Source organism: Polaribacter sp., from assembly GCF_036480315.1.
Classification (GTDB): domain Bacteria; phylum Bacteroidota; class Bacteroidia; order Flavobacteriales; family Flavobacteriaceae; genus Polaribacter.
This window is the reverse complement of record NZ_JAZGGG010000039.1, coordinates 14,407-38,291: the sequence shown is the minus strand read 5'-3', so window position 1 is coordinate 38,291 and position 23,885 is coordinate 14,407. Positions and strand designations below refer to the sequence as shown.

The 23,885-nt window shown below is 29.0% G+C and carries 22 protein-coding genes; 11 read left to right on the top strand and 11 right to left on the bottom strand.

Annotated features, from left to right (window positions below; genetic code table 11):
• Positions 1-86 precede the first annotated feature (86 nt).
• The 6 genes from V3V28_RS07765 (at position 87) to V3V28_RS07740 (ending at position 4,176) form a co-directional block, all read left to right on the top strand.
• On the top strand, positions 87-1,181 hold the full coding sequence (locus V3V28_RS07765) for a LytR/AlgR family response regulator transcription factor (protein ID WP_331364454.1): 1,095 nt from the start codon (positions 87-89) through the stop codon (positions 1,179-1,181).
• Between the two features lie 141 nt (positions 1,182-1,322).
• Positions 1,323-1,673 carry a c-type cytochrome gene (locus tag V3V28_RS07760; protein ID WP_331364453.1) on the top strand — a complete coding sequence of 117 codons (351 nt, stop codon included), beginning with the start codon at positions 1,323-1,325 and terminating at the stop codon, positions 1,671-1,673.
• A gap of 10 nt (positions 1,674-1,683) precedes the next feature.
• Positions 1,684-2,106 carry an OB-fold protein gene (locus V3V28_RS07755; RefSeq protein ID WP_331364452.1) on the top strand — a complete coding sequence of 141 codons (423 nt, stop codon included), beginning with the start codon at positions 1,684-1,686 and terminating at the stop codon, positions 2,104-2,106.
• Positions 2,107-2,111: 5 nt separating this feature from the next.
• Complete coding sequence (locus V3V28_RS07750) at positions 2,112-2,657, top strand: YceI family protein (RefSeq protein ID WP_331364451.1); 546 nt, start codon at positions 2,112-2,114, stop codon at positions 2,655-2,657.
• 3 nt (positions 2,658-2,660) lie between these two features.
• Positions 2,661-3,521, top strand: coding sequence for a DUF5777 family beta-barrel protein (locus V3V28_RS07745; protein ID WP_331364450.1), 861 nt, complete (start codon positions 2,661-2,663; stop codon positions 3,519-3,521).
• A gap of 232 nt (positions 3,522-3,753) precedes the next feature.
• Entirely contained in the window at positions 3,754-4,176 is a 423-nt protein-coding gene (locus tag V3V28_RS07740; RefSeq protein ID WP_331364449.1) for a thioesterase family protein, read from the top strand.
• A gap of 76 nt (positions 4,177-4,252) precedes the next feature.
• Here V3V28_RS07740 and V3V28_RS07735 read toward each other — a convergent pair whose 3' ends face one another.
• The 8 genes from V3V28_RS07735 to V3V28_RS07700 all read right to left on the bottom strand — a co-directional run bounded on the left by V3V28_RS07735 (position 4,253) and on the right by V3V28_RS07700 (position 12,133).
• On the bottom strand, positions 4,253-4,954 hold the full coding sequence (locus V3V28_RS07735) for a DUF4369 domain-containing protein (protein WP_331364448.1): 702 nt from the start codon (positions 4,952-4,954) through the stop codon (positions 4,253-4,255).
• 38 nt (positions 4,955-4,992) lie between these two features.
• Positions 4,993-6,300 (bottom strand): DUF819 family protein, encoded by a 1,308-nt coding sequence (locus V3V28_RS07730; protein WP_331364447.1) that lies wholly within the window; start codon positions 6,298-6,300, stop codon positions 4,993-4,995.
• 3 nt (positions 6,301-6,303) lie between these two features.
• Positions 6,304-6,771, bottom strand: a complete 468-nt coding sequence (locus V3V28_RS07725; protein ID WP_331364446.1) for a DUF2490 domain-containing protein — start codon at positions 6,769-6,771, stop codon at positions 6,304-6,306.
• Between the two features lie 214 nt (positions 6,772-6,985).
• Complete coding sequence (locus V3V28_RS07720) at positions 6,986-10,183, bottom strand: WD40/YVTN/BNR-like repeat-containing protein (RefSeq protein WP_331364445.1); 3,198 nt, start codon at positions 10,181-10,183, stop codon at positions 6,986-6,988.
• Positions 10,184-10,297: 114 nt separating this feature from the next.
• A complete protein-coding gene (locus V3V28_RS07715) occupies positions 10,298-10,462 on the bottom strand; it encodes an Arc family DNA binding domain-containing protein (RefSeq protein WP_068364181.1) in 165 nt (54 codons plus the stop codon).
• Between the two features lie 89 nt (positions 10,463-10,551).
• On the bottom strand, positions 10,552-11,058 hold the full coding sequence (locus V3V28_RS07710) for a hypothetical protein (protein WP_331364444.1): 507 nt from the start codon (positions 11,056-11,058) through the stop codon (positions 10,552-10,554).
• Between the two features lies 1 nt (position 11,059).
• Positions 11,060-11,218, bottom strand: coding sequence for a DUF4177 domain-containing protein (locus V3V28_RS07705; protein ID WP_331364443.1), 159 nt, complete (start codon positions 11,216-11,218; stop codon positions 11,060-11,062).
• A gap of 54 nt (positions 11,219-11,272) precedes the next feature.
• Entirely contained in the window at positions 11,273-12,133 is an 861-nt protein-coding gene (locus V3V28_RS07700; RefSeq protein ID WP_331364442.1) for an SPFH domain-containing protein, read from the bottom strand.
• A gap of 122 nt (positions 12,134-12,255) precedes the next feature.
• Here V3V28_RS07700 and V3V28_RS07695 point away from each other — a divergent pair, with 122 nt between their 5' ends.
• The 3 genes from V3V28_RS07695 to V3V28_RS07685 all read left to right on the top strand — a co-directional run bounded on the left by V3V28_RS07695 (position 12,256) and on the right by V3V28_RS07685 (position 14,259).
• On the top strand, positions 12,256-13,041 hold the full coding sequence (locus tag V3V28_RS07695) for a S1/P1 nuclease (protein WP_331364441.1): 786 nt from the start codon (positions 12,256-12,258) through the stop codon (positions 13,039-13,041).
• 90 nt (positions 13,042-13,131) lie between these two features.
• Positions 13,132-13,644 (top strand): TlpA disulfide reductase family protein, encoded by a 513-nt coding sequence (locus V3V28_RS07690; RefSeq protein ID WP_331364440.1) that lies wholly within the window; start codon positions 13,132-13,134, stop codon positions 13,642-13,644.
• A gap of 3 nt (positions 13,645-13,647) precedes the next feature.
• A complete protein-coding gene (locus V3V28_RS07685; RefSeq protein ID WP_331364439.1) occupies positions 13,648-14,259 on the top strand; it encodes a thioredoxin family protein in 612 nt (203 codons plus the stop codon).
• Positions 14,260-14,274: 15 nt separating this feature from the next.
• Here the strand turns inward: V3V28_RS07685 and V3V28_RS07680 are convergent, their stop codons facing one another.
• The 3 genes from V3V28_RS07680 to tsaD form a co-directional block, all read right to left on the bottom strand.
• Positions 14,275-15,015: an FkbM family methyltransferase gene (locus V3V28_RS07680; RefSeq protein WP_331364521.1), complete on the bottom strand. Its 741-nt coding sequence runs from the start codon at positions 15,013-15,015 to the stop codon at positions 14,275-14,277.
• Positions 15,016-15,148: 133 nt separating this feature from the next.
• Complete coding sequence (locus V3V28_RS07675; RefSeq protein ID WP_331364438.1) at positions 15,149-17,005, bottom strand: LTA synthase family protein; 1,857 nt, start codon at positions 17,003-17,005, stop codon at positions 15,149-15,151.
• Positions 17,006-17,015: 10 nt separating this feature from the next.
• Entirely contained in the window at positions 17,016-18,041 is a 1,026-nt protein-coding gene (gene tsaD / locus V3V28_RS07670; RefSeq protein ID WP_331364437.1) for a tRNA (adenosine(37)-N6)-threonylcarbamoyltransferase complex transferase subunit TsaD, read from the bottom strand.
• Between the two features lie 225 nt (positions 18,042-18,266).
• Here tsaD and V3V28_RS07665 point away from each other — a divergent pair, with 225 nt between their 5' ends.
• Positions 18,267-22,661 carry a translocation/assembly module TamB domain-containing protein gene (locus tag V3V28_RS07665; protein WP_331364436.1) on the top strand — a complete coding sequence of 1,465 codons (4,395 nt, stop codon included), beginning with the start codon at positions 18,267-18,269 and terminating at the stop codon, positions 22,659-22,661.
• Positions 22,662-22,884: 223 nt separating this feature from the next.
• On the top strand, positions 22,885-23,868 hold the full coding sequence (pfkA, locus tag V3V28_RS07660; protein WP_331364435.1) for a 6-phosphofructokinase: 984 nt from the start codon (positions 22,885-22,887) through the stop codon (positions 23,866-23,868).
• Positions 23,869-23,885: the final 17 nt, after the last annotated feature.

Genomic DNA, 23,885 nt, shown 5'->3' with positions numbered 1-23,885 from the left:
TTAAAGGGAAAAAACGGCTTTAAAGAGGAAACATAGAAAGTGAAAAAATAAAGAATTGTAGTATATTTCAACCTTTTAAAACTCTCATGAAAAAAGACAAACTTTACTTTTTAACGTTTTTATCTATTGCTATTGTTTTTCTATTAATAGCTTCAATTGCATCTAAATACTTTATAAAAGTAAGTGCAAATCAATTAATAGAGGTTCAGGTAGAATCTAGTAAAAGAGAAGCAAATGAAGTTGCTAAATTTATAGAATTTCAGTTATCATCTGGTATTCCTAAAGAAAAAATAATTGCTAATGTGCAACAAATCATTCAAAAGACAAATACAGATAGTTGGTTTGTAAGTATTTTTAACTGGAGTGGTAAAGAGGTTTGTCATCCAGATATTACAAAGGTTGGTTTGGCTGTAAATTCTAATAAAACCTTATTATCTTCTTTAAAAGAGAAAAACAGTTCAGAAGATTTGTATGATTTATTGGTGAATAAAACTTCTATAAAAGGGAATATACCGTCAGAAATTATTCATATCTCACCTATAAAAAAATCAGATTTAATTGTTGCAGCAAATGTTAATATCAAAAGTATAATTGCACAAATGAATACTTTAAAAACAAATTTTTATCTCATATTCTTAATTATGGGAGTCTTAATAATTGTTTTATCTTTTATTGCTGTAAGAGTTATTGGTAGTGCTTATGAAAAACAATTGGAATTAAAAAATTCTACTTTAGCATCGGAAGTAATAAACCTTTCTAAACTAAATACAGATTTGATTACTTATAAAGAAAAAGTGGTCGAGGTTGCTAAAGAGGTTACTTTGGATGATACTTCTGATAAAAGTAAAAAAAGAATTCTTACTTATATGAGAAATGAGTTGGTACCAATACCAATTAAAGACATTGCGTATGTGTATACAGAAAATACAATTACATACGTTGTTTGTTTTGATGGAAAAAAATCGACCACAAATGCTAGTTTAGATGATATGTCTACAAATTTAGACAGCACTTTGTTTTTTAGAGCAAACAGACAGTTTATAATTAGTATTGCAGCTATTGATAAAATTATAAAGTATGGAAACAGTCAACTTAAAATTTTATTGCATTCAAAAACATCAGAAGAAATAATCATTAGTAAAAATAAAGCTGCGGAATTTAAACAGTGGTTAAATATTTAGCATTATTTATTGATAAATAGGAATCTATTTTAATGCTTTTTTTTCCTTTTTAACCAATTTTATTTCCCTTTCAGGTAATTTAAGAGTGCTTAAACCCTTTTCTATTAGTTACTTTACAGTATTAATAATAAAACCATAAATATGAAAGTCAATTTAAAATTCAGAAAAGAAATACTCTTATTGTTTTTAGGAATCTTTTTAACTTCTTGTATTTCTCATATAGAAGAACAGCTAATAGATGAAGGAGGCGTAGTTGCAAAAGTATCATTTAAAGACAATGTAAAACCTATTGTAGATGCCAAGTGTACTTCATGTCATTCACCAAGTGGAGGAACTTCACCAGATTTAACAGGTTATGCCAATGTTAAGGCTAAAGCAGATAGAGTTAAGGCACGAGTTGGTAATGGAACAATGCCACAAAGTGGCCCTTTACCTCAAGCACAAATGGATATTATTTTAAATTGGGTAGATGAAGGTGCTTTAGATAATTAAAAAAAAACACATGAAAACAAAAAAAATAATTATCTCAATTTTTATTTTAGGATTTATTGGCGCATTTGTTGCGTATAAGATGTATAACAAGCCACATGTTAACGTTGCAAACGAAAAAGCTGACATAACATTAACTGCAAATAAAATTTTAGCAGATTTTTCTACAGATGAAACTACTGCAAACACAAAGTATTTAGAAAAAATAGTACAAGTTAAAGGTGTTGTTTCTAAAGTAGAGGTAGAAAACGAAATTGGAATTATCACTTTAGAAACAAATGATGAGTTTGGAAGTGTTATTTGTCATTTAACACCTTTGGCATCGAAAAATATAACAAAGATTAAAGAAAGACAAGAACTCGTATTAAAAGGAATTTGTACAGGTTATTTAATGGATGTAATTTTAGTTAAAAGTATAATTATTAATAAAAAATAAAAAACATGAAAAATATATACACAGTATTTATTTGTCTTTTTTTGGTTTCATTTACAAATATGCAAGGTAAATTTTTAACCAAAAAAGGAACTATTACTTTCTTTTCTGAATCGCCAATGGAAAATATTGAAGCTAAAAACAGTCAAGTTTTAAGTATTGTAAATACTTCTAACGGACAAATGGCAATTTCTATTTTAATGAAATCTTTTATGTTCGAAAAAGCATTAATGCAAGAACATTTTAATGAGAATTATGTAGAATCAGACAAATATCCAAAAGCAATTTTTAAAGGAAATATTTTAGATTTTGATAAAATTACAGATTCTGAAACTAAAGTAAAGGTTAAAGGGAAGTTAACCATACATGGTAAAACAAAAGAAATTACAATTGAAGCAACAGCAAAAAGGACAAAGGATGCGATTGTAATGTTAGGAGAGTTTTTTGTGGATTTAGCAGATTTTGGAGTAGAAATTCCTTCAGTGGTAAAAGACAATATTGCAAAGAAAATAAAAGTGAACTTTAATTTCTATCATCAACTATACAAAAAATAAAAAATGAAAAAAATATTTCTAACCACACTGGTGATTTTAGTTAGTTTACAAATTTCTGCACAAGACGATTTATTAGATCTTTTAGATAGTGAAACACCAGAAACAGAAAATATAGTTTCTGCTACTTTTAAAGGTACAAGAATTGTAAACGGACATTCTATAGAAAACAGAAAAGACAAAGAATTAGAGTTTATAATTGCCCATAGATTTGGGGCAATTAATAATGGTGTCGAAGATTTATTTGGTTTAGATATTTCTAACATTCGTTTTTCTTTCGAATATGGGTTAACAGATAATTTAACAGCAGGTTTAAGTAGGGCAAGTGTAGAAAAAACGTACGAAGGTTTTTTAAAATACAGTATGGTAAGGCAAAAAACGGGTGTAAATTCTTTTCCTTTTGCAATCTCTCTTTTTGGGAGTATCGCCGCTAAAAGTGAAAAAGCAATTCCTGGTAGCGAAAGAACTTTTGCAGAAAGTTTATTTTACACAGCACAAGTTTTAATGGCAAGAAAAGTAAACTCTTCTGTATCTTTTCAATTAACACCAACATATATTCATAGAAATTTAACGGCTATAAATGCAGATCCTCATAATATTTTTGCATTAGGTATAGGTACAAGAGTAAAGTTGAATAAAAGAGTTTCTTTAAATGCAGAATATTTCCCTCAATTTAATAAATTAGAATCTATTGATTCTAGAAATTCATTGGCTTTTGGTATCGATATAGAAACTGGCGGACATGTTTTTCAGATTATTTTAGCAAATTCTAGAAGAATGGTAGAAAAATCTTTTATAACAGAAACCACTGGTAATTTCTTTGGGGGTGATATTCATTTGGGTTTTAATCTTTCTAGAACTTTTTAGAGTACTGTTATTACAATTAAGAATAAAAGAGTAGTATCATTTTTCAAGCAAAGTAAAGTGGATTGTTGTGTTTTACACTCTTTTTAAAAAAAACTCACAACAATTTACTTTTATTAAATTAAACAATAACAACTTACTTTTCATATACAGCAAACTCACTATAAAGTTTGCAGGGATTCTTTTTTTTATTCTGAAAGAAACATATGAATTAAAGTTAATAAAATTGAAAGTAATGTTTCAAAGAATTTATAAAGTAAACGGAGAAGACGTAAACGATTTTATGGTGATGCAAAATGCAGCTTATTTAAGTTATTCATCTAAACTCGTAGAAACGTTTTTGTTTGTAAATGGTTTTACAAAGTTAAAAATGAATACATTAAAAGTTGGTATTCAAAAAAACAACGATCAGATAATTCAGCATCAACAACTCTTCTTTACCCAAGATTTTTCTGTAAAATTAGAATTTAAAAACATAGGTTTTTGTGCACAAAAAATGAATATAGCTATTCACTTCTATAATGAGAAACAAGAATTATGCGCCACAGTTGTTAGAGAAATTTATTGGTTCGACTATAGTTCTTGGCAAACTGTTTCTCCACCAAAATCAATAGCAAAATACTTTTTACAAGAAGATGTTTTTAGTAGAGTAGGATAGTAGTTTTTTAAAGTTAGATTTAGTGCAAAAAAAACCAAGCATTTGCTTGGTTTTTTTTTGTTTATGAGTGAAGAGTTTATTTCTCACTATTTTTAATTCTATCTATATATTCTTGAAAGCTTTTACCATAAACAGAATTTTTAACTTTTTCTGATAAAGAATTATTTACAGTATCTAACATTTTTAAACTTGCATCATACATTTCTGTTAAACCAATATATGGTATTGCTTCAGAATCTGAATTTGTAATTGCAAAATTTGCTGTAAATAAAATTCTTCTTTTGGTTAGTTTTAAATAATCTTTTTCTAATTGCGCCACTAATGCTTGGTCGTTTGCTTTTTTAGCTTCAAAATCTTTTTTAATAAACTCTAAACGTTGGTTTTGAAACTTACCTTTTATTTTATAAAATTTATCTAAAACTTCTTGGTTTTTAGAACCAGTTATTTCAGGAGAAAAACCAAATTGTTCTACTTTATCATTGATTGTAATATTTCCTTGCTCACCAAAGAAAAGAATTCTTTTGTTAGTTGTATTTCCATCAAAAGTTAAATAATATAAAACAGGAGAATCAACATTGTCTGTTAATAAAAATTTATCACTACCTAATAAAGATACAGAATCTACAGAAACCAAAACTGTATCCTGCATTTTTTGTAGATAAAGTGTTCCTTTCTTTAAACCTTTAATAGTTCCTTGTACTAACATATTACCTTCTTTTTTAGAAGTACATGCAAATACTAAAATAGAGAATGCTAAAACAGCTATAGTTTTCTTCATTGAAATTGAATTTTGGTCTGCAAATATGCTCATTTTATTTAAACCTTTGAAGCTAATTCTAATAAAATAGTACACAAAATTGCGCCTACAGTACCAATTGCATATCCAAAAACAGCTAAAAGGACACCAACTGTTGCTAAAGAAGGATGAAAAGCTTGTGCTACAATAGGTGCCGAAGCTGCACCACCAACATTTGCCTGACTTCCTACAGCTAAAAAGAAATAAGGAGCTCTAATTAATTTTGCAACTAATATTAATAACCCAGCATGGATTGCCATCCAAACAACACCAATTGCAATTAAACCAACGTTATCAAAAATCATTGTTAGATCCATTTTCATACCAATAGTTGCAACTAAAATGTAAATAAAAATACTTCCAATTTTACTTGCGCCAGCACCTTCGTAATTTTTTGCTTTTGTAGATGATAAAATAATAGCAACAATTGTAGAAATACTAATTAACCAGAAAAAACCAGACCCTAAAAAAGAGAAAATATTACGCCAAGTTTGAGATTCTAATGAAGCTACAAAATCAAAAAAGAATTCACTAGCATATTTTGATGCAAAATGACCAAAACCAACTGTACCAAAAGCAATTGCTAACATAATCATGAAGTCGGTTAAAGTCGGATTTCTTTTTACTTTTTGAGAAAATTGAGAAACTTTTTCTTTCAATTCCTCAATTGCAGAAGTATCAGCTTTTAACCACTTATTTATTCGATCTTTTTTACCAATTCCTATTAATAAAATCGCCATCCAAATATTAGCAACCACAATGTCCACAAACACCATTCCACCATATTTTTGCGGATTGTATTGGTAAATTTCTAACATAGCAGTTTGGTTTGCACCACCACCAATCCAGCTTCCTGCTAGTGTAGAGAGTCCTCTCCAAACTGCATCAAAATCTGCGCCACCAACTGTTTCCGGAGAAAAGATAGAAATTAATAAAATAGCTATTGGTCCACCAATAATAATCCCTACAGTTCCTGTAAAAAACATAATTAATGCTTTAGAGCCCAAATTAAATATTGCCTTTAAATCGATACTTAACGTCATTAACACTAATGCTGCAGGCAGTAAAAAACGACTAGAAATATAATATAATTGAGATTTTCCTTTTAATATTTCTCCAGCTGCATTTGTAGTTTCCCATTCCGGAGAAATAATACCTGCAGTCGTAAAGATTGCAGGAATAAAATATGCCATAAATAAACCGGGAACTATTTTATAAAATTTAGGCCAAAAACCGGTAGTCTTACTTTCTGTGTAAAACACAAAGCCTAATGAAACCATTAGAATTCCAAAAACAATGGCATCATTTGTAAAAGTTGGTGTAGTCATAATTTATTTTTTTTTTTTTGAAAAATCAGTATTTAAAATAACTCCTAATTGTAGTCTTTTAAGAGTTTTTATTGGTTGTTTAATTTGAAAGTAACCCATTTTTAATTTAATGTTACTGTTTAATTTGTTAATAAAACCAGCACCAGTCCAGTTTTGAGCAAAAGTTTTACTGCTATTTAAATTTAAAAATATTTCATTAAAAACATAAGTACTCCAGGTTTTTGAAATTGGATAGCTCACATTTAAATTATAACGAAACCAATTTTGAAATTGATCTGTATTTAAATTTTTATGAATAAAACGTTGTTCTAATCTAAAACGATGTCCTGCAGTAAATTGACCCCAATTAGATTTTAAATTCAAATCTTCATAAAAACGATACTCATATAAATTTACTGAAGGAATGTCATAAGCCAAATCTCCAGTAGCATAACTTACACCTAAAGTAAGATTTTTTTTTGTTAAAAGCATAATTGACTCCTAATCTATAAATTTCTTGTTGAAATTCACTTGTTACTTCAAAATATCTAAAATGAGCCATTGTTTTTAATGAATATTTTTCTGATAACTTATGTTAGCCATTGTACATATACCAAGCACCTAATTGATTTTCTTCAGATTTTTGAGCTTTAGTATTATGAATGAAAAAACTTAAACACAATAAGAGAATTATTTTACACATATTTTAATTTGTTGAATGTGTTTTAGTTTCTTTAAAAGGCGAAATTATAATATTTTCTGTGGATGCTTTATATTCAATCCATTCTTTATTAAAGAAAGTATTTGTTTCGGAAACAACTTTTTTAAATTCTTCTTTAAATTGATTCATTAAAACAGTTTCTGTTGAAGTTTGCTCACCAAAACGAGAACGAATATATCTACTTGCTTGTCCAAAACGTTGATTTACTGTAATTTCAGGATTTCTAGTAATTCCTTGTCTTTTATCAATAGTTCCTAAATATTTTGCAATTAAACTATCAATTTTTTTAATAATTTTTGTTGATGATTTTATTTCTGTTTTATATTTCTCCTTATCATCTTTACTTAATTTAGATTTTATGGAACTTGCAGTGTTTTTACTTTCTACCAATTGTTTTACAACGTTTGCAATCTTTTCTTGATAAGTTTCTAATTCTTTACTTGCATTGTATTTCTGATTTATGGCTGCTTTAGAAATTTGTAATCTAGGGTCAAATTCAACTTTAATACTTTGTTCAGAAACTTTATTACCAAATGTCATTTTTAAACGATATTCTCCTGGTTTCACCAAAACTCCTCCAGGTTCTCTAGTAGGTTTTTTAATCCTTCTAGAAGCTCTCGTAACTCCTTTTTCTCTTAAATACCAATTAGTTTTATGAACACCACTTTCTTTCGGTGTTTTAAATTTTAAAGTTCTTATTTGTCTTGTTCCATCAAAAATTTCTAACTTTATTGAATCAAATTTAACTTTGTTTTTATTCTTTTTAGAGTCTGTTTCTTCTTTCTTTTTGTCTCTTTTTTCTGATTTCTTTTTTTCAGGAACATCAACATAATAAGAAATAATTGCACCACGTTTTCTGTTTTCACCTTGATACATTGCATCTGCGCCAAATCTACTTCCTGTAGGCTGCTGACTTGCTGCTTGATATGCAGTTGGAGGAGCAAATAAGTGCATTTTTTTAGAAGAAATATTTCCGCTTGCAATTGCTCTTAAAGGGCGAATATCGTCTAAAACCCAAGCAGCTCTACCAAAAGTTCCGATAATTAAATCATGTTCTCTTGGGTGAATTGCCAAATCTTTTACAGGAACAGTAGGAAAACCTTCTGTCCATTTTATCCATTTATTTCCTGCATCAATAGAAATGTATAATCCATCATCAGTTCCCAAAAACAATAGGTTTGGTTCAATAGGGTCTTCAATTATAGATAAAACATAACTTTGCACATCATTTTCACTTACAATACGTTCCCATGTTTTTCCATAGTTTTTTGTTCTATATGCATACGGAGTATAATTAAATCGACGATAATCATTTGCTACTAATAAAGCCTCTCCTTTGTTTTTATTGGATGCTTTAATTTGTGTAATCCAAGAATTTGTAGGTAAACCTTTTATGTTTTTAGAAACATTAGTCCAAGTTGCTCCACCATTTTTTGTAATGTGTACTTGACCATCATCAGTTGCTGCCCATAACATATTTTGCTCTAAAGGTGAAGGTTCAACAACTAAAACGGTACAGTGATTTTCTGCACCTGTTGCATCCATAGTTAAACCACCACTTTCTGCTTGTTTTAATTTTTCTGGATTATTGGTAGATAAATCTGGAGAAATTACTGTCCAAGTTAAACCTTTATCTGTTGATTTATGAATAAATTGACTTCCGAAGTAAAGAGTTGAATTATCAAAAGGATCAATATTAATAGCTGCATTCCAGTTGAAACGTAATTTTACATTTGCATCCTTATGAGTTGGTTTTACACCGTAATTATTTCCAGTTTTATGGTCATATCTGCTTACAAAACCTTGCTGACTCATAGACCAACCATAACGAGAATCGTCTTTGTCTGGAACGACATCAAAACCATCACCAAAACTAATTTCTTGCCAATAAGAATTTCTAATTCCTTGTGCTTTCCAAACATAGGCAGGTCCTCTCCAAGAACCATTATCTTGCATTCCACCATATACATTATAGGGATATTCATTATCTACATTAATATGATAGAATTGTGCCACAGGAATATTTCCTATAAAACGCCAAGATTTACCACCATCTTTAGTAATATTTAGGCCACCATCGTTTCCGTCAATTATAAATTTACCATTGGTTGGGTGAATCCACCAAGCATGATGATCTGGGTGTACTCCATTATCTACACCATACGCTGGCATTAGTTGTTTAAAGTTTTTTCCACCATCTTCAGAAATATTTATATACGTAAAAACAGTATACAATCTATTTTCATTTTGCGGATCTACATAAATTTCTGAATAATAAAAAGGTCGATTTCCAATACCAGGTTTCTCATTTATTTTTTTCCATTTAAAACCACCATCTTCACTTTTATACAATCCATTTTTCTTTGCTTCAACTAAAGCGTAAATAATATCAGTATTACTAGGTGCAATTGCAACACCAATTCTTCCTAAATTTCCTTTTGGGAAACCTTCTTTTTGGGTGATTTGTTTCCAATTTTCTCCTCCATCATGAGTAATATACATTCCACTCCCTTTACCTCCAGATTTAAAAAACCAAGGATCGCGTTTGTGTTCCCACATGGTAGCAATTAGTTTATTTGGGTTTTTAGGGTCCATAATTAAATCTCCTGTTCCAGATTTGATATTTGTAAATAATACTTGTTTCCAAGATTTACCACCATCAATTGTTTTATAAACGCCACGTTCTTTGTGTTCTCCCCAGGGAGAACCGATTGCGCCAACATAAACAGTGTTAGGATTTGTAGGGTCTATTATTACTCGGTGAATATGTCTCGTTTTTTCTAAACCCATTGCTTTCCATGTTTTCCCTGCGTCTAAAGATTTGTAGATTCCAAAACCACCGTTTAAACTATTTCTAGGATTTCCTTCACCTGTTCCTGCCCAAATTACACTTGGGTTCGATTGTTGAATTGCAACTGCACCAATAGAAGCTGTTAGTTCTTTTTCGAAAATAGGTTCCCATTTTACACCTCCAGAAGTAGATTTCCAAATTCCACCAGAAGCAGTACCAACATACATTATTTCTGAATTTGATTCGACAACATCAATTGAAGTTACACGCCCAGACATTCCTCCAGGACCAATATTTCTTGGTTTCATGTTTTTTACTAAATCCATAGAAAACTCTTGAGATAAGAGTAATGTAGTAGTGCATAAAAAAAGTAAGGTGATTAGTTTTTTCATTTTGTAAAGTTTGTTGAGTTTTAATAAAAGCAAACAATATACAAAATAGAAAACGCTCAATAAATATTGAGCATTTTTTAACAGTTTTGTTTTTAATAAAAAAAAGAATAATAGTTATTCTTCTTTCTTTTTAGGTTCGCGTTTTGCTTCTTTTAAAGCCTGCATTAACATCCATTCTATTTGTCCGTTTGTAGAACGAAACTCATCAGCAGCCCACTTTTCAATAGCTTTTATCATATCTTCATTAACTCGCAACGCGAAAGCTTTTTTCTTTGCCATTTAGTTTGTTTACTAATTGTAGTTTTTTATGAATCTATAAAAATGATAATATCAAATTTAAAAACATGATAATAATACACGTTATAAATTTAATCATTTAGAATTCTGTTTTTATACGTTTCAATTACTTGTTTTGCTTCGTTTTCTTTTTGAGTACCTATTAGAATTTTTTTATCATTTTTTAACTCAAGTTGAATGCCAATGTCTCCAGAAATATTTATGCATTTTCCTTTTCCGCTATTCCAGAATGCGCCACCTTTTAATCCCCAGCCGCCATATTCTCCAATAGGATCATAGGTTCTAACTTTTGCAGATTTTATCTCTCTCCAAAGTATTGTTTTTAAAGAAAAATGAAAAGGAAAAAATTGATAATGAATTCCTTTTTCATCGATTCTGGTTTTTAATTTAAAAAAGAAAATAAATGCTACAGAAAGGAATATACCAGTTATAGTTAACACAAATTCATTTGTTGTCATTTTTGTGTTCACCTCCAAGTATTCTTTTACAATAATTGCAATTAGTACAATTATACTTACAGCTAATAAAACAATTAACCAGGTTTGTGTAAAACGTTGTTCTTCTTTAAAAACTTTCATTTTATCTGTTTTTATCTCTTTCTAAAACAATGGCATTCCAATTTTGTGGCATTTCTTTTAAAATCCAACCTTCTCTTGCATATTGATTTAATAAATTTTCAAAGGTTTGAGTTCTATTTCTAAAACCTAATTTTAATGTTACTACTTTATATTCTTTCATTTTTTTTTTAATTTAGTTTCAAAGTTTCAAAGTTTTCGCTTACTTTTAAATGAATTAATGGCTTAAAGTTCCCGTATTTAAAACAGGTGAAGCTTCTTTGTCTCCACATAAAATCACCAATAAATTACTAACCATTGCTGCTTTACGTTCTTCGTCAAGTTCAACTATTTGTCTTTTGTTTAATTCTTCTAAAGCCATTTCTACCATTTCTACAGCACCTTGTACAATTTTATGTCTTGCTGCAACAATAGCCGTTGCTTGTTGTCTTTTTAACATTGCAGAAGCAATTTCTTGTGCATATGCTAAATAACCAATTCTTGCTTCTAAAACTTCAATTCCTGCAATGGATAAACGTTCGTCTATTTCTTTTTCTAAAGCTTCAGAAACTTCGTTTACACTAGAACGTAAAGTAATGTCTTCATCATGACCTTCATCAGCAAAATTGTCATAAGGATACATACTTGCTAGTTTTCTAACAGCAGCATCTGTTTGTACACGTACGAAATTTTCATAATTATCTACATCAAAAGCAGATTTGTATGTATCTGTAACGCGCCATACTAAAATTGTAGAAATCATAATTGGGTTCCCTAGTTTGTCGTTTACCTTTAATCTTTCAGAATCAAAATTACTAGCTCTTAAAGAAATTGTCTTTTTTCTAAAAAGTGGATTTGCCCAGTATAAACCGTTATCTTTTATGGTTCCTATATATTTACCAAATAATAAAATAACTTTAGAAGTATTTGGGTTTACTAAAATAAAACCGAAAAAACCAATAAAACCAGCCAAGGTAGCCAGTAGGTAAATAGGATTTTCAAATTTGATAATCATTATTATCCCTCCAAAAAATAAGAGTGTAATAATTAATAGCATTAAATAACCGTTTGCTGGCTTTATAATTTTTTCTGTTTTCATGTATATTGATTTAAAGTGATATTATTTCGATATCACAAAGATATATATAATTTTTTGGTATTTCCAAATATTTTGATGATTTATTTTATATTTTAGCTGAAAATTAATCTTAATAACAACAAATGAAAATTAAATTATTTTTATTGATGAGTTTCTTTTTTATTACTTTTTCATCTAAAGATGCAGCAGTAGTTTGGGGGAAAAACGGACACAGAGCAACAGGTGAAATTGCTGAAAAACATTTAACAAAAAAAGCCAAGAAAAAAATTGATAAGATCTTAAAAGGGCAAAGTTTAGCGTTTGTTTCTACCTATGCAGATGAAATTAAATCAGATAGAAAATATAACAAGTTTTACTCTTGGCACTATGTAAACATGGGCTTAGATGAAACCTATTCAAGTGCAGAGAAAAATCCACAAGGAGATTTAGTTACCGGAATTAATAAATGTATATCCGTTTTAAAAGATGATAAAAGTTCGGAAGAAGATAAAGTGTTTTACCTAAAAATGTTAGTTCATTTTGTAGGCGATTTACACCAACCATTTCATATTGGTAGAAAAGAAGATAAAGGAGGAAATACCATACAAGTTCAGTGGTTTGGTAGAGGTACTAATTTACACAGAGTTTGGGATGAAAACATGATTAACGATTGGGATATGAGTTATATAGAGCTTGCAGATAACGCAAAATATTTATCTAAAAAGCAGGTTGAAGCACTTCAAAAAGGAACTGTTGTAGAATGGGTAGATGAGGTACATGAACTAACTAAAGTGCTTTATAAGTCTGTTAAAAAAGGAGAAAATTTAAGATATAAATATTCTTATGAACATTTTGGAACTGTAAGAACTCAATTGCAAAAAGGTGGAGTTCGTTTGGCAAAAATTTTAAATGATATTTATTGTAATTAATATTCGTTATAAATGTTAACCTGTGTTTTAAGTTGTTAAAAGTCAGTTAATTATTTGTTTTTTTTTATTTAAAAAATGTAATTTTATAAAATGATTAAAAAAACAATTTTTATATTTTTTGTATTAATAGGGATTTCATCTTGTAAAAAGCAAGAAGAAATAGTTGGCTTTACCGAAGTTACTTATGTGAAATCATACACTTATAAAGAGTTAAAACCTTTGCTGGAAAAGAAAGATGATAAAACTTATGTTGTTAATTTTTGGGCAACTTGGTGCGGACCTTGTGTAAAAGAATTACCTGCTTTCGAGAAAATAAATAAGGAATACGCAAACAAAAATGTAGAAGTAATTTTGGTGAGTTTAGATTTTCCTAAACAAATAGAGAAGAAGCTAATACCTTATATTAATAAGAAAAAATTACGTTCTAAAATAGTTTTGTTAGATGATGTAAATGAAGATATTTGGATAAAAGATATAGATTCTACATGGTCTGGTGCAATACCAGTAACTGTTATTTACAATAAGCATAAAAGAAAATTTTATAATAATTCTTTTGATTTTGATGCTTTAGAAAATGAGGTACAAACCTTTTTAAATAATTAAATTATGAAATTATTAAAATTGATTTTTGTGTTAGCTGTTTTTGCTATTGCAACTGCTTTTACTTTGCATACAGATGCAAATGATTATAAAATAGGAGATGTTATTGAAGATTTTACATTAAAAAATGTAGATAATAAAATGATTTCTTTGGCAGATTATGACGAAGCAAAAGGCTTCATAATTATCTTTACGTGTAATACGTGCCCATACTCTGTGGCAAATGAAGACAGAATTATAGCCTTGAATAAAAAATACGAAAACAAAGGATTTCCTGTAATTGCAATAAACCCTAATGACCCAAATATGGTGCCAGAAGATAGTTTTGAGAAAATGAAAGTAAGAGCTAATGAAAAAGGATTTCTGTTTCCTTATTTGTTAGATGATGGCCAAAAAGTGTATCCTAAATTTGGCGCAACCAAAACGCCACACGTTTATATTGTTACTAAAAACGATTTGAAAGTACAATATATTGGTGCTATAGATAATAGTTCTAGAAACGCAGATAAAGTGACAGAAAAGTATGTAGAAAATGCTGTTGAAGCTTTATTAGCTGGTAAAAAAATAATTAAAAAAGAAACAAGAGCAATTGGTTGTTCTATAAAAGTGAAGAGATAATAGGAGTTTTAATTTTTAAAATTTAAAAAAGTTTTTTATTTTATCTTTAGTAATACCAAAAGTACTAGATACTCTAGATTTTAAGGCTGTTTTTGATTTAATCCGATTTAATGAAGTTTTCTTTTCTTCGCTTAAATTATTAAAATAAGATTTTTTAACCCAAAGTTGATCTCCTGCAATATGATTCATTTTATTTAAAATACAAATAAAGTTGTTTTTTAATAAAAATTCCTCAATATGACTTTTAAGTGCTTGTTTTTCATATAAAGCAATTTTCTCTACTTCTAGCCAAATTGAGTTTATGTTAGCTATCGTTTCTTTAGCGCCTTCTAAAACGATTAATTCTGCACCTTGAACATCCATATGAATAAAATCGATAGAATTAATTTTCTTATCAATACAGAAGTTTTCTAAAGTTTCCGTTTTAATAGTTATAGATTCATTAAATTTTAACCAAGGATGTACTTCTTTTGTTTTTCCGGGTTTATAAAGAGAAGAACTTTTATTCCCGAAACTTGTTGAATTATCTGTAGGTGTATCTTTATTTGGTGGCTTTCCAGAAGAAACATAAAAGGTAGCTTCTCCTTTTTTAGAAGACAAACCTAATTCGAAAGCATTTAAGTTTTCTAAAGAATACTCTTTCTTGTTTTTTAATATTTGTAAAAAATTATTAGGTATAGGTTCAAAAGCATATACAGAACTTTTTGGAAATAAAGATAAATATCTAACACTACTTAATCCTTCGCAAGCACCAATATCAAAAATAATTAACTCTTTTTTTTTATTAAATAATTGAGTAATTACTTTTTCGTGTAATGTTAAGTTTAGTTTTTTTTTTTCATAAAATTAATTATAAATGCAATATTACAAATAATTGTTTTAATTAAAATTATTTCCTCTCTAAAAAATCTTGATATGCATCTTGCGTAATTGCTTTCCCTAAAGAATCTAATTTTACGGCATCTTCCCCAGTTTCTAGAGTTGCTTTTTTACTCACGTAGTCATATAAGTATAATCCTTTTTTATTAAGCGTACCAAAACCTTTGTTAAAAATAAAATGTGCATATTGTTCACTAGAGGAGTTAAAAATATTTTTACTAAAAGTGAAATCAGAATTATCTGCTTTTAACAAATTTAAAAGGGTATAAGGAAAATCTACTTGGCTAGAGACGGTGTTAATTTCGACACCCGTTTTCTGCAAAACACCACCTAACCACAACATTGGTATTCTAAATCTTTTTGGAGAATTAAAAGGACCAGAATGTTTCGGTGAACTATGTCCATGATCTGCCATAATTACAATCAAGGTGTTTTTATACCAAGTTTGTTTTTTTGCAAAATTGATAAATTTACCAATAGATTTATCTGTATATGCATGTGCGCTTCTAAATAAATTGTCTTCAGAATCTTTTCCAAATTTATATTCATCAGGAAACTGGTAAGGTTCATGACTACTTAAAGTAAGCGCAATTTTAAAAAATGGTTCCTGCTGTTTTTCCGATAAATCTTTAGCAAAACGTTCCATAAAAACGTGGTCATGTGCGCCCCATTTAGAGTTCCAGTCTTTTTTATCGAATTCACTACCATCTATAATAGTTGTAATTCCAGCATTTCGTAAATAGGTATTCATATTTCCAAAGTTTAAATCTCCGCCATAATAAAAAGAAGTATTGTAGCCCAAATCAATCATTTTTTGAGGTAACATTGGCAAACTTCTAGTTTTGTTTGGCATTCTCATTACTCTTTTAACTGGTGGCGGATAATAACCGCTTAAAATAGCAGGAATTCCTTTGTCTGTTCTATCTCCGTTTGCGTAGAAATTGGTAAATAAAATTCCTTCTTTAGAAAGCCTGTTTAAATTCTTTGTAACGGTAGGTTCACCGCCTAAAGAACCAACAATTTTTGCAGTTAATCCTTCCCAGATAATTAAAATAACATTGGGTTTTGCAGTATTTAAAATACTGTCTGTGTCTGCGACTAATAGCTGATTTTTAGTTTTGTTGATGGTGTTTATTGCGATGGTGTCATCAAAATATTTATACGGATTTGTACCGTCTGTTTTGTGCGTGAGTGTGTTAAAGAAATTCCAAATAAAATTTACAGCTGCATGATTGGCAAACATTTTACTAGAAAAATAAACATTGCTTTGGTTAACAGGTATTGTTTGTAAACCACCTCTTAAAGGAATGATTAAAGCAGCGGTTATTAATAAAAAAACAGGAGTTTGCAGCCAATTACTTACTGAAATGTTTTTAATTCTATTTTCGATAGTTCTTTTAAATAATTTAATAAAAATAAAAGAAATTAGCAACCAGAAAATAATCCCAGATATTAATTGAAAAGTAGAAACCGTAGCAATCATTAATTCTGGTGTGTTTAAATACGGAAGTAAACTTGTGTCTAAACGGACTCCCCAAGCTTCATACAAACCAGCGTCAATCAATAGTAATAAATTAATAAAAACAATAAGAATGTAGGAATACCATTTTATAAGTTTTTTAATTTTTTTTGGCTGGATGAACACTGAAAAAGTTATCAATAAAAAAGGAATTGCAGATAAGTAAGAAGCAAAAGAACTATCTAGTCTTAAGCCGTATAAAAAGCTATTAAATATGGTAGAAAAATCTAATTCTTGTGTTTTATCAAAATGAAATAACATAAAATACAAACGCGCAAAAACAAAATAACCAATCCATAAAAGGAAATAAGTAATATTGAATAGTAGTCTGTTTTTAAAATTTTTCAATTAGTAAAGTTTAATCTGTTACTTTTAATCTCGCTTTTGCTGTTACAGAAACATTAGAATAATCTTTGTTTAAATATTTTAAATAACCAGTAATGGCAATCATTGCAGCATTGTCTGTTGTGTATTGAAGTTTTGGAACATAGGTAGTCCAACCAAAATATTTTTCTGCTAATTGCAATCTGTTTCTAATTTCTGAATTTGCAGAAACACCGCCTGCAATTGCAATTTGCTTAATTCCTGTTTCTTTAACGGCATTTTTTAATTTATCCATTAAAATTTCTACAATTGTAAATTGAATAGACGCACAAATGTCATTCAAATTTTCTTCAATAAAATTAGGGTTTATTCTAACTTGTTTTTGAATAAAATAAAGGATTCCTGTTTTTAAGCCACTAAAACTAAAATCTAAATCACCTACTTTAGGTTTTGTAAATTGATAAGCTTTCGGGTTTCCTGATTTTGCATGCTTGTCAATTAAAGGTCCGCCAGGATAAGGTAATCCTAATATCTTTGCAGATTTATCAAAAGCTTCACCTACAGCATCATCAATAGTTTCACCTAAAACTTCCATTTCAAAATGATTAGAAACTTTTACAATCTGTGTATGTCCGCCGCTAATTGTTAAACAAATAAATGGAAAAGTAGGAATTTTACTACCTTCTTCTTCAATAAAATGCGCCAAAATATGTGCTTGCATGTGGTTAACATCAATCAACGGAATTTGTAAACCTAAAGCCAAAGATTTTGCAAAAGAAGTACCCACTAATAAAGAACCCATTAGCCCTGGACCTCTAGTAAAGGCAATTGCAGATAAAATTTCTTTATGAACATTTGCTTGTTCTAATGCTTGCTGAACTACAGGTACAATGTTTTGTTGATGTGCTCTTGAAGCTAATTCTGGCACAACACCACCATATTTAGAATGCACTTCTTGGTTTGCAACAACGTTGCTTAAAACTTTTGCATTGCAAATTACAGATGCACTTGTGTCATCGCAAGAAGATTCTATGGCTAAAATGTAAACAGGTTTTTCCATTAAAAAAATAAAGTTTGTAGCAAAATTAAGTATAATTTTAAGTTGAGTTTCCTTTTTTAGGAATAGAAATTTAATTCTTTGTTAAATTTGCACGTTCTTTGTAATAAGTGGCAATATTTTTGATAGTAATTCGATAAATATTTAACTTCTTAAAAAACACGCATTATCAAAAAAATCGGAAAGAAAATACTAAAATGGCTAGGGTACTTTGTGCTCTTTTTGTTGTTGATTAGTATTTTACTTTCTATACCTGCTGTACAAACAAAATTAGGGGATTATGCTACTAAAAAAATTAATAATGATTTTGGAGTAAATCTTACCATCAAAAAAATTAATTTATCTTTTTTAGGAAAGGTAGAATTAAAAGGTGTAGAAATTAGAGATCATCATAAAGACACTTTAATTTTTGTAAATAAATTAAGCACTTCGTTAATGAATGCTAAAAAAGTGCTAGACAGTGAGATTTTATTGAGCGATATTAAGTTAGATGACGCATATTATTATATGAAAACCTATAAAGGTGAAAAAGATGATAATATGGCTATTTTTATTGATAGCTTTAATAGTGAAAAACCTAAAGATTCTTTAGCTCCTCCTTTTATGTTGAAGTCTTCTAATGTTTATGTTAGCAATTTAAACTTTAGATTAACAAATGCAAATAACAAGGATTCTATAAGTTTTTCGGCAAACAATGCTGGCGGAAACTTACAAGACCTTTCTGTAATTGGAGCAGGTTTTTCTTCAAAAATAAGAGGCTTATACTTTGTAGATAATAGAGGGTTAAAGGTTACAAATTTAACAACAGATTTTTCGTATTCTTTAACTTCAATGCATTTTAAGAATACCAAATTACAGACTCAAAAATCTGATGTAAATGCAGATATTGACTTTATCTATAAAAGAGAAGATTTAGTAGATTTTAATAATAAAGTAACTATTAAGGCGAATTTTTCTAATAGTAAATTAGCTGTTAGAGATTTAAAAAAATATTATAATGAGTTAAGTGGAAACGACCTTATTCGTTTTTCAGGAAATCTTACTGGACCATTAAATAATTTCAATTTAAAAAGATTGAATTTAACTTCACAAAAAGGAATAAAAATTATTGGAGATTTATCTTTTATAAATGCAGTAAACCCAGAAAAAGGTTTTGTTTTTGAAGGGTATTTAAAAAATCTAACAGCAACTTATAGAGAGTTGAAAAGTATTTTGCCTAATGTTTTAGGGAAAACCTTGCCAACTGAATTTGAGAAATTTGGTCAGTTTAAAATTCAAGGAAAAGTTAGAGTCACGCCAGAACAAATGAATGCTACTTTAGATTTACAATCTCAAATCGGTGGTATTATTTCAGATTTACAAATTTCAAATATAGACGATATTGATTATGCTAATTATAGTGGTGAAATCAACTTAAATGAATTTGATATAGGTGCTTTTTTTAACGACCCTTTGTTTGGTAAAGTATCTTTAAAAGGAGATGTAAATGGGGCTGGTTTTAAACTAGCAAATATTAATACTTCTTTTATTGGTAATATATCTGAATTATATTTTAATGATTATACCTATAAAGAAATTACTGCAAACGGGCAATATCAAAATAATAAATTTGACGGAGATTTAGCGATTGATGATGTCAATTTTAAAATGAAGTTTAATGGTTTGGCAGACTTATCTTCTGAAGTTCATAAGTTTGATTTTAAATCGGATATAGAGCTTTTAAATTTAAAAGAAACCAATCTTTTTACAAGAGATAGTACCGCTATTTTAAAAGGAAAAATTGAATTAGATGTAGAGGGAAATACTTTTGATGATATTACTGGTAAAGCAACTTTTAAAAATATTTTATATACAAATCAAAAGCAAGAATATGTTTTTAAAGAGTTTAATGTATCATCATCTTTAAAAGATAGTATAAAAACGATTGACGTTTCTTCTAAAGACATTGCAAACGGTTATATTACTGGTAAATTTTCTTTTTCTGAATTATTACCAGTTGCCCAAAATGCTTTGGGTAGTATCTATACAAATTATATACCTTATGAAGTTGCTCCGAATCAGTTTTTAGATTTCAATTTCACAATTTATAATCAAATTGTAACGGTGTTTTTTCCTGATATCTCTATTGATGATAATACAAAAATTAGAGGTAAAATAAATTCTGATAAAGACTTGTTTAAACTAATATTCTCTACACCAAAAATAGATGCTTTTGGTGTTAACGGTAAAGATATTTTGTTAAGAACAGATAATCAGAATCCGCTTTATAATTCGCATTTAACAGCTTCAGAAATTAATACAGATTATTACAATATTTCTAAATTGAACCTACTAAATAGAACACAAAATGATACATTGTATTTTAAATCGATCTTTAAAGGAGGTGCTAAAAAAAATGAAGACTTTAATCTCGATTTTTTCTATACCTTTAATCCTGAAGGAAAATCTGTTTTAGGTTTCGAAAAATCTTCTTTTCAATTTAAAGATAATGTTTGGGAAATAAATCCTGATAGTAAGAATGCTGATAAAATTACATTTGATTTAAAAACAAATGAGTTTAATTTTAGTCAGTTTAAAATAGTATCAAACGAACAAAAAATAGAATTTAATGGTAGTTTAAAAGGGAAAAAAGAAAAAATTTTATTGGCAGATTTTACGAAGGTAAAATTAGGGAGCTTTTTACCTAAAATTGATAGTTTAGCCTTAAAAGGTACACTTTCTGGTAGTTTAGACTTTGTGCAGAAAGAAGGCGTTTATAGTCCGGAAGCGTTATTGTCAATAAAAGATTTTCAGGTAAATAGTTTTACACAAGGAAATCTTTCTTTAAGTGTAAAAGGAGATAATTCTTATGAGCAATACTTGGTGGATCTGTCTATAAATAATGAAAATGTAAAAAGCATTGCTGCAACAGGTTCTTTAGATTTTTCTACAGAAAGACCTTTAATAGATTTAAATGTATATTTAGAAGAGTTTGGTTTAAAGGCTTTTAGTCCTTTAGGACAAGATGTTTTATCTTCAATAAGGGGAACAGCTTCTGGAGATTTTGCCTTAAGAGGATTTTTAGGAAACCCAGAAATGGATGGAACTTTATTGCTTAAAAATGCTGGCCTAAAATTTCCATATCTAAATGTAGATTATGATTTTAAAGGAGAATCTATAATTACTTTACAGCAACAATCTTTCATTTTTGAAAACTTTAATTTAGAAGATACCAAACACAAAACTAGAGGAAGGTTAATAGGTGACATAACACATCTAAATTTTAAACAGTGGTTTCTAAACATAGAAATTGAAGGTGAAAATTTATTAGTTTTAGACACAAAAAACACAGAAGAAACTTTGTATTATGGATCTGCATTTATAGATGGTACTGCAAGTATTACAGGCTTAACGGATCATTTAACAATAGATGTAAATGCCAAAACAATGCCAGGTACTCTTTTTGTAGTTCCTTTAAAAGATGTTGTAACGGCAGATAATTTTAGATTAATTCATTTTAAAACAGCAGAAACTCTTGTAAAAGATAGGCAGAATGAAATTGCACAAGCAGCTTTAAAAGGCTTGTCCTTAAACATTGATTTAGAAGTTACAAAAGATGCAACGACACAAGTAGTTATTGATGAGGTTTACGGAAGTCAATTAACAGGAAATGGTTCTGGAAATTTACAAATAGAAATTGATACTCGTGGTAAATTTAATATGTTTGGTGATTATACCATTCAAAAAGGAGTCTATGATTTTAAATATGGTGGTATTGTAAATAAACCTTTTGTAATTCAAAAAGGAGGAACTGTTTCATGGAATGGAAACCCTTACGAAGCTAATTTAGATGTTACTGCTGTATATAAAGCCAAAGCAAACCCAGGTGTTTTGTTAGAGAACTTTAATTCAAATAGAAAGATTGAAGTAGATTTAGTAACAAGAATTACTGGTGGTTTATTTAGCTCTAAACAAGATTTAGATATACAATTAACAAATGTAGATCCATCAATTGCAAATGAGTTAGGGTTTATTTTAAATGATAATAACGTAAACGAAAAAACAACTCAATTTATTTCACTTTTGGCTTTTGGTAATTTTGCAAGTCCAGATAAAACAAACTTTGATGTTAATAATACACTAGCTGGTACAGCATCAAGTGCAATTACTGCCGCTTTTTCTAGTTTATTAAACAATCCAGATAGTAAGTTTCAACTTGGTTTAGATTATCAACAAGGACAAGTAGATAACGATTTAGATCGATTAAACATAGACAATCAAGTAGATTTATCTGTAAGCACACAAATAACTAACAACATAATTATAAATGGGAAAGTTGGTGTTCCTGTTGGAAGCCAAACACAATCTAGTGTTGTTGGAGAGGTAAAAGTTGAGGTTTTGTTAAATAAGGAAGGTAACTTTAGAGGAGTTATTTTTAATAGGCAAAATGAAATACAATATTCTACAGAAGAAGAAGGATATACCCAAGGAGTCGGTTTGTCTTATCAAGTTAACTTTAATACTTTGTCTGGTTTGCTTAAGAAGATAGGTTTAAAAAAGAAAGTTAAAAAGAAGGTAGTTCCTGTAAAAAAGGATACTACAAAGTTGCCAGAAAAAGAGTTTAAAAACTTCGAAGGAAATTAAGAGTATCCATTCTTGGTTAAAGTAGTTTTAAGTATAAAATTATAATAAATTCTTTTATATTTTTTTAAACAAAAAAATAACAAATAATTAATAAAAATGAATCGGCCTATCTTAAGTCGTTTCTTTATATATTCTGAATATTTAAATACGGAAAACCCTAAAACGATTTCGTAGTTTTTTTATTTTGAATGCTTAAAAAGGAGTAATTTTACAACAGATAATTATGAAGAAAATTAAAAAAATAGCAGTCATGACTTCGGGTGGAGATGCGCCAGGGATGAATGCAGCAATTAGGTCTGTAGTTAGAGCATGTGCATATTACAGAGTGAGTTGTGTAGGAATATATAGAGGTTATGAAGGTCTTATAGAAGGAGATTTTATAGAGCTAACAGCAAGGAGTGTTAATAATATTATTAATAAAGGTGGTACAATTCTTAAATCTGCAAGATCAAAAGAATTTAGATCAAAAGAAGGTAGAGCAAAAGCTTACGAACATTTAAAAGAAAACGAAATTGAAGCCATGGTTGTAATTGGTGGAGATGGTTCTTTTACTGGAGCGGTTATCTTTAATGAAGAATATAACTTCCCTATTATTGGTATTCCAGGAACTATAGATAATGATATTTTTGGTACGTCACATACAATAGGTTATGATACTGCATTAAATACAGCTGTAGAAGCAATTGATAAGATTAGAGATACGGCATCTTCTCACAATAGATTGTTTTTTGTTGAAGTAATGGGAAGAGATGCTGGTTTTATTGCTTTAAATGCAGGAGTAGGAGCTGGGGCTGAAGAAATTTTAATACCAGAAGAAAATTTAGGTCTAGATAGAATGTTAGAATCTCTTAAAAAGAGTAGGAGAACAGGTAAATCATCTAGTATTGTTGTGGTAGCAGAAGGAGATAAATCGGGTAGAAATGTGTATCAATTAGCAGAGTACGTAGAAGAAAACTTACCAGAATATGATGTAAGAGTTTCTGTTTTAGGACACATGCAAAGAGGAGGTTCACCTTCTTGTTTCGACAGAGTTTTAGCAAGTAGATTAGGTGTTAAGTCTGTTGAATTATTATTAGACGGACAAACCAATTTAATGGTAGGTTTAACAGATAACGAAGTAATAAGTACAAGTATCGCAGAAGCAATAAAAGGAGGTCATTCTATAAATCAAGAACTTTTAAGAGTTTCAGATATAATGACAACATAATAGTAATAAGTAAATAA

What these genes read in the sequence shown, in the direction of transcription:
- V3V28_RS07705 (WP_331364443.1), bottom strand. Translation starts at nt 11,218, where the DNA reads ATGAAAGAATATAAAGTAGTAACATTAAAATTAGGTTTTAGAAATAGA.
- V3V28_RS07715 (WP_068364181.1), bottom strand. Translation starts at nt 10,462, where the DNA reads ATGGCAAAGAAAAAAGCTTTCGCGTTGCGAGTTAATGAAGATATGATA.
- V3V28_RS07725 (WP_331364446.1), bottom strand. Translation starts at nt 6,771, where the DNA reads ATGCTTTTAACAAAAAAAAATCTTACTTTAGGTGTAAGTTATGCTACT.
- V3V28_RS07700 (WP_331364442.1), bottom strand. Translation starts at nt 12,133, where the DNA reads ATGAAAACAGAAAAAATTATAAAGCCAGCAAACGGTTATTTAATGCTA.
- V3V28_RS07690 (WP_331364440.1), top strand. Translation starts at nt 13,132, where the DNA reads ATGATTAAAAAAACAATTTTTATATTTTTTGTATTAATAGGGATTTCA.
- V3V28_RS07685 (WP_331364439.1), top strand. Translation starts at nt 13,648, where the DNA reads ATGAAATTATTAAAATTGATTTTTGTGTTAGCTGTTTTTGCTATTGCA.
- V3V28_RS07740 (WP_331364449.1), top strand. Translation starts at nt 3,754, where the DNA reads ATGTTTCAAAGAATTTATAAAGTAAACGGAGAAGACGTAAACGATTTT.
- V3V28_RS07730 (WP_331364447.1), bottom strand. Translation starts at nt 6,300, where the DNA reads ATGACTACACCAACTTTTACAAATGATGCCATTGTTTTTGGAATTCTA.
- V3V28_RS07710 (WP_331364444.1), bottom strand. Translation starts at nt 11,058, where the DNA reads ATGAAAGTTTTTAAAGAAGAACAACGTTTTACACAAACCTGGTTAATT.
- V3V28_RS07750 (WP_331364451.1), top strand. Translation starts at nt 2,112, where the DNA reads ATGAAAAATATATACACAGTATTTATTTGTCTTTTTTTGGTTTCATTT.
- V3V28_RS07720 (WP_331364445.1), bottom strand. Translation starts at nt 10,183, where the DNA reads ATGAAAAAACTAATCACCTTACTTTTTTTATGCACTACTACATTACTC.
- tsaD (WP_331364437.1), bottom strand. Translation starts at nt 18,041, where the DNA reads ATGGAAAAACCTGTTTACATTTTAGCCATAGAATCTTCTTGCGATGAC.
- pfkA (WP_331364435.1), top strand. Translation starts at nt 22,885, where the DNA reads ATGAAGAAAATTAAAAAAATAGCAGTCATGACTTCGGGTGGAGATGCG.
- V3V28_RS07765 (WP_331364454.1), top strand. Translation starts at nt 87, where the DNA reads ATGAAAAAAGACAAACTTTACTTTTTAACGTTTTTATCTATTGCTATT.
- V3V28_RS07755 (WP_331364452.1), top strand. Translation starts at nt 1,684, where the DNA reads ATGAAAACAAAAAAAATAATTATCTCAATTTTTATTTTAGGATTTATT.
- V3V28_RS07735 (WP_331364448.1), bottom strand. Translation starts at nt 4,954, where the DNA reads ATGAAGAAAACTATAGCTGTTTTAGCATTCTCTATTTTAGTATTTGCA.
- V3V28_RS07760 (WP_331364453.1), top strand. Translation starts at nt 1,323, where the DNA reads ATGAAAGTCAATTTAAAATTCAGAAAAGAAATACTCTTATTGTTTTTA.
- V3V28_RS07745 (WP_331364450.1), top strand. Translation starts at nt 2,661, where the DNA reads ATGAAAAAAATATTTCTAACCACACTGGTGATTTTAGTTAGTTTACAA.
- V3V28_RS07695 (WP_331364441.1), top strand. Translation starts at nt 12,256, where the DNA reads ATGAAAATTAAATTATTTTTATTGATGAGTTTCTTTTTTATTACTTTT.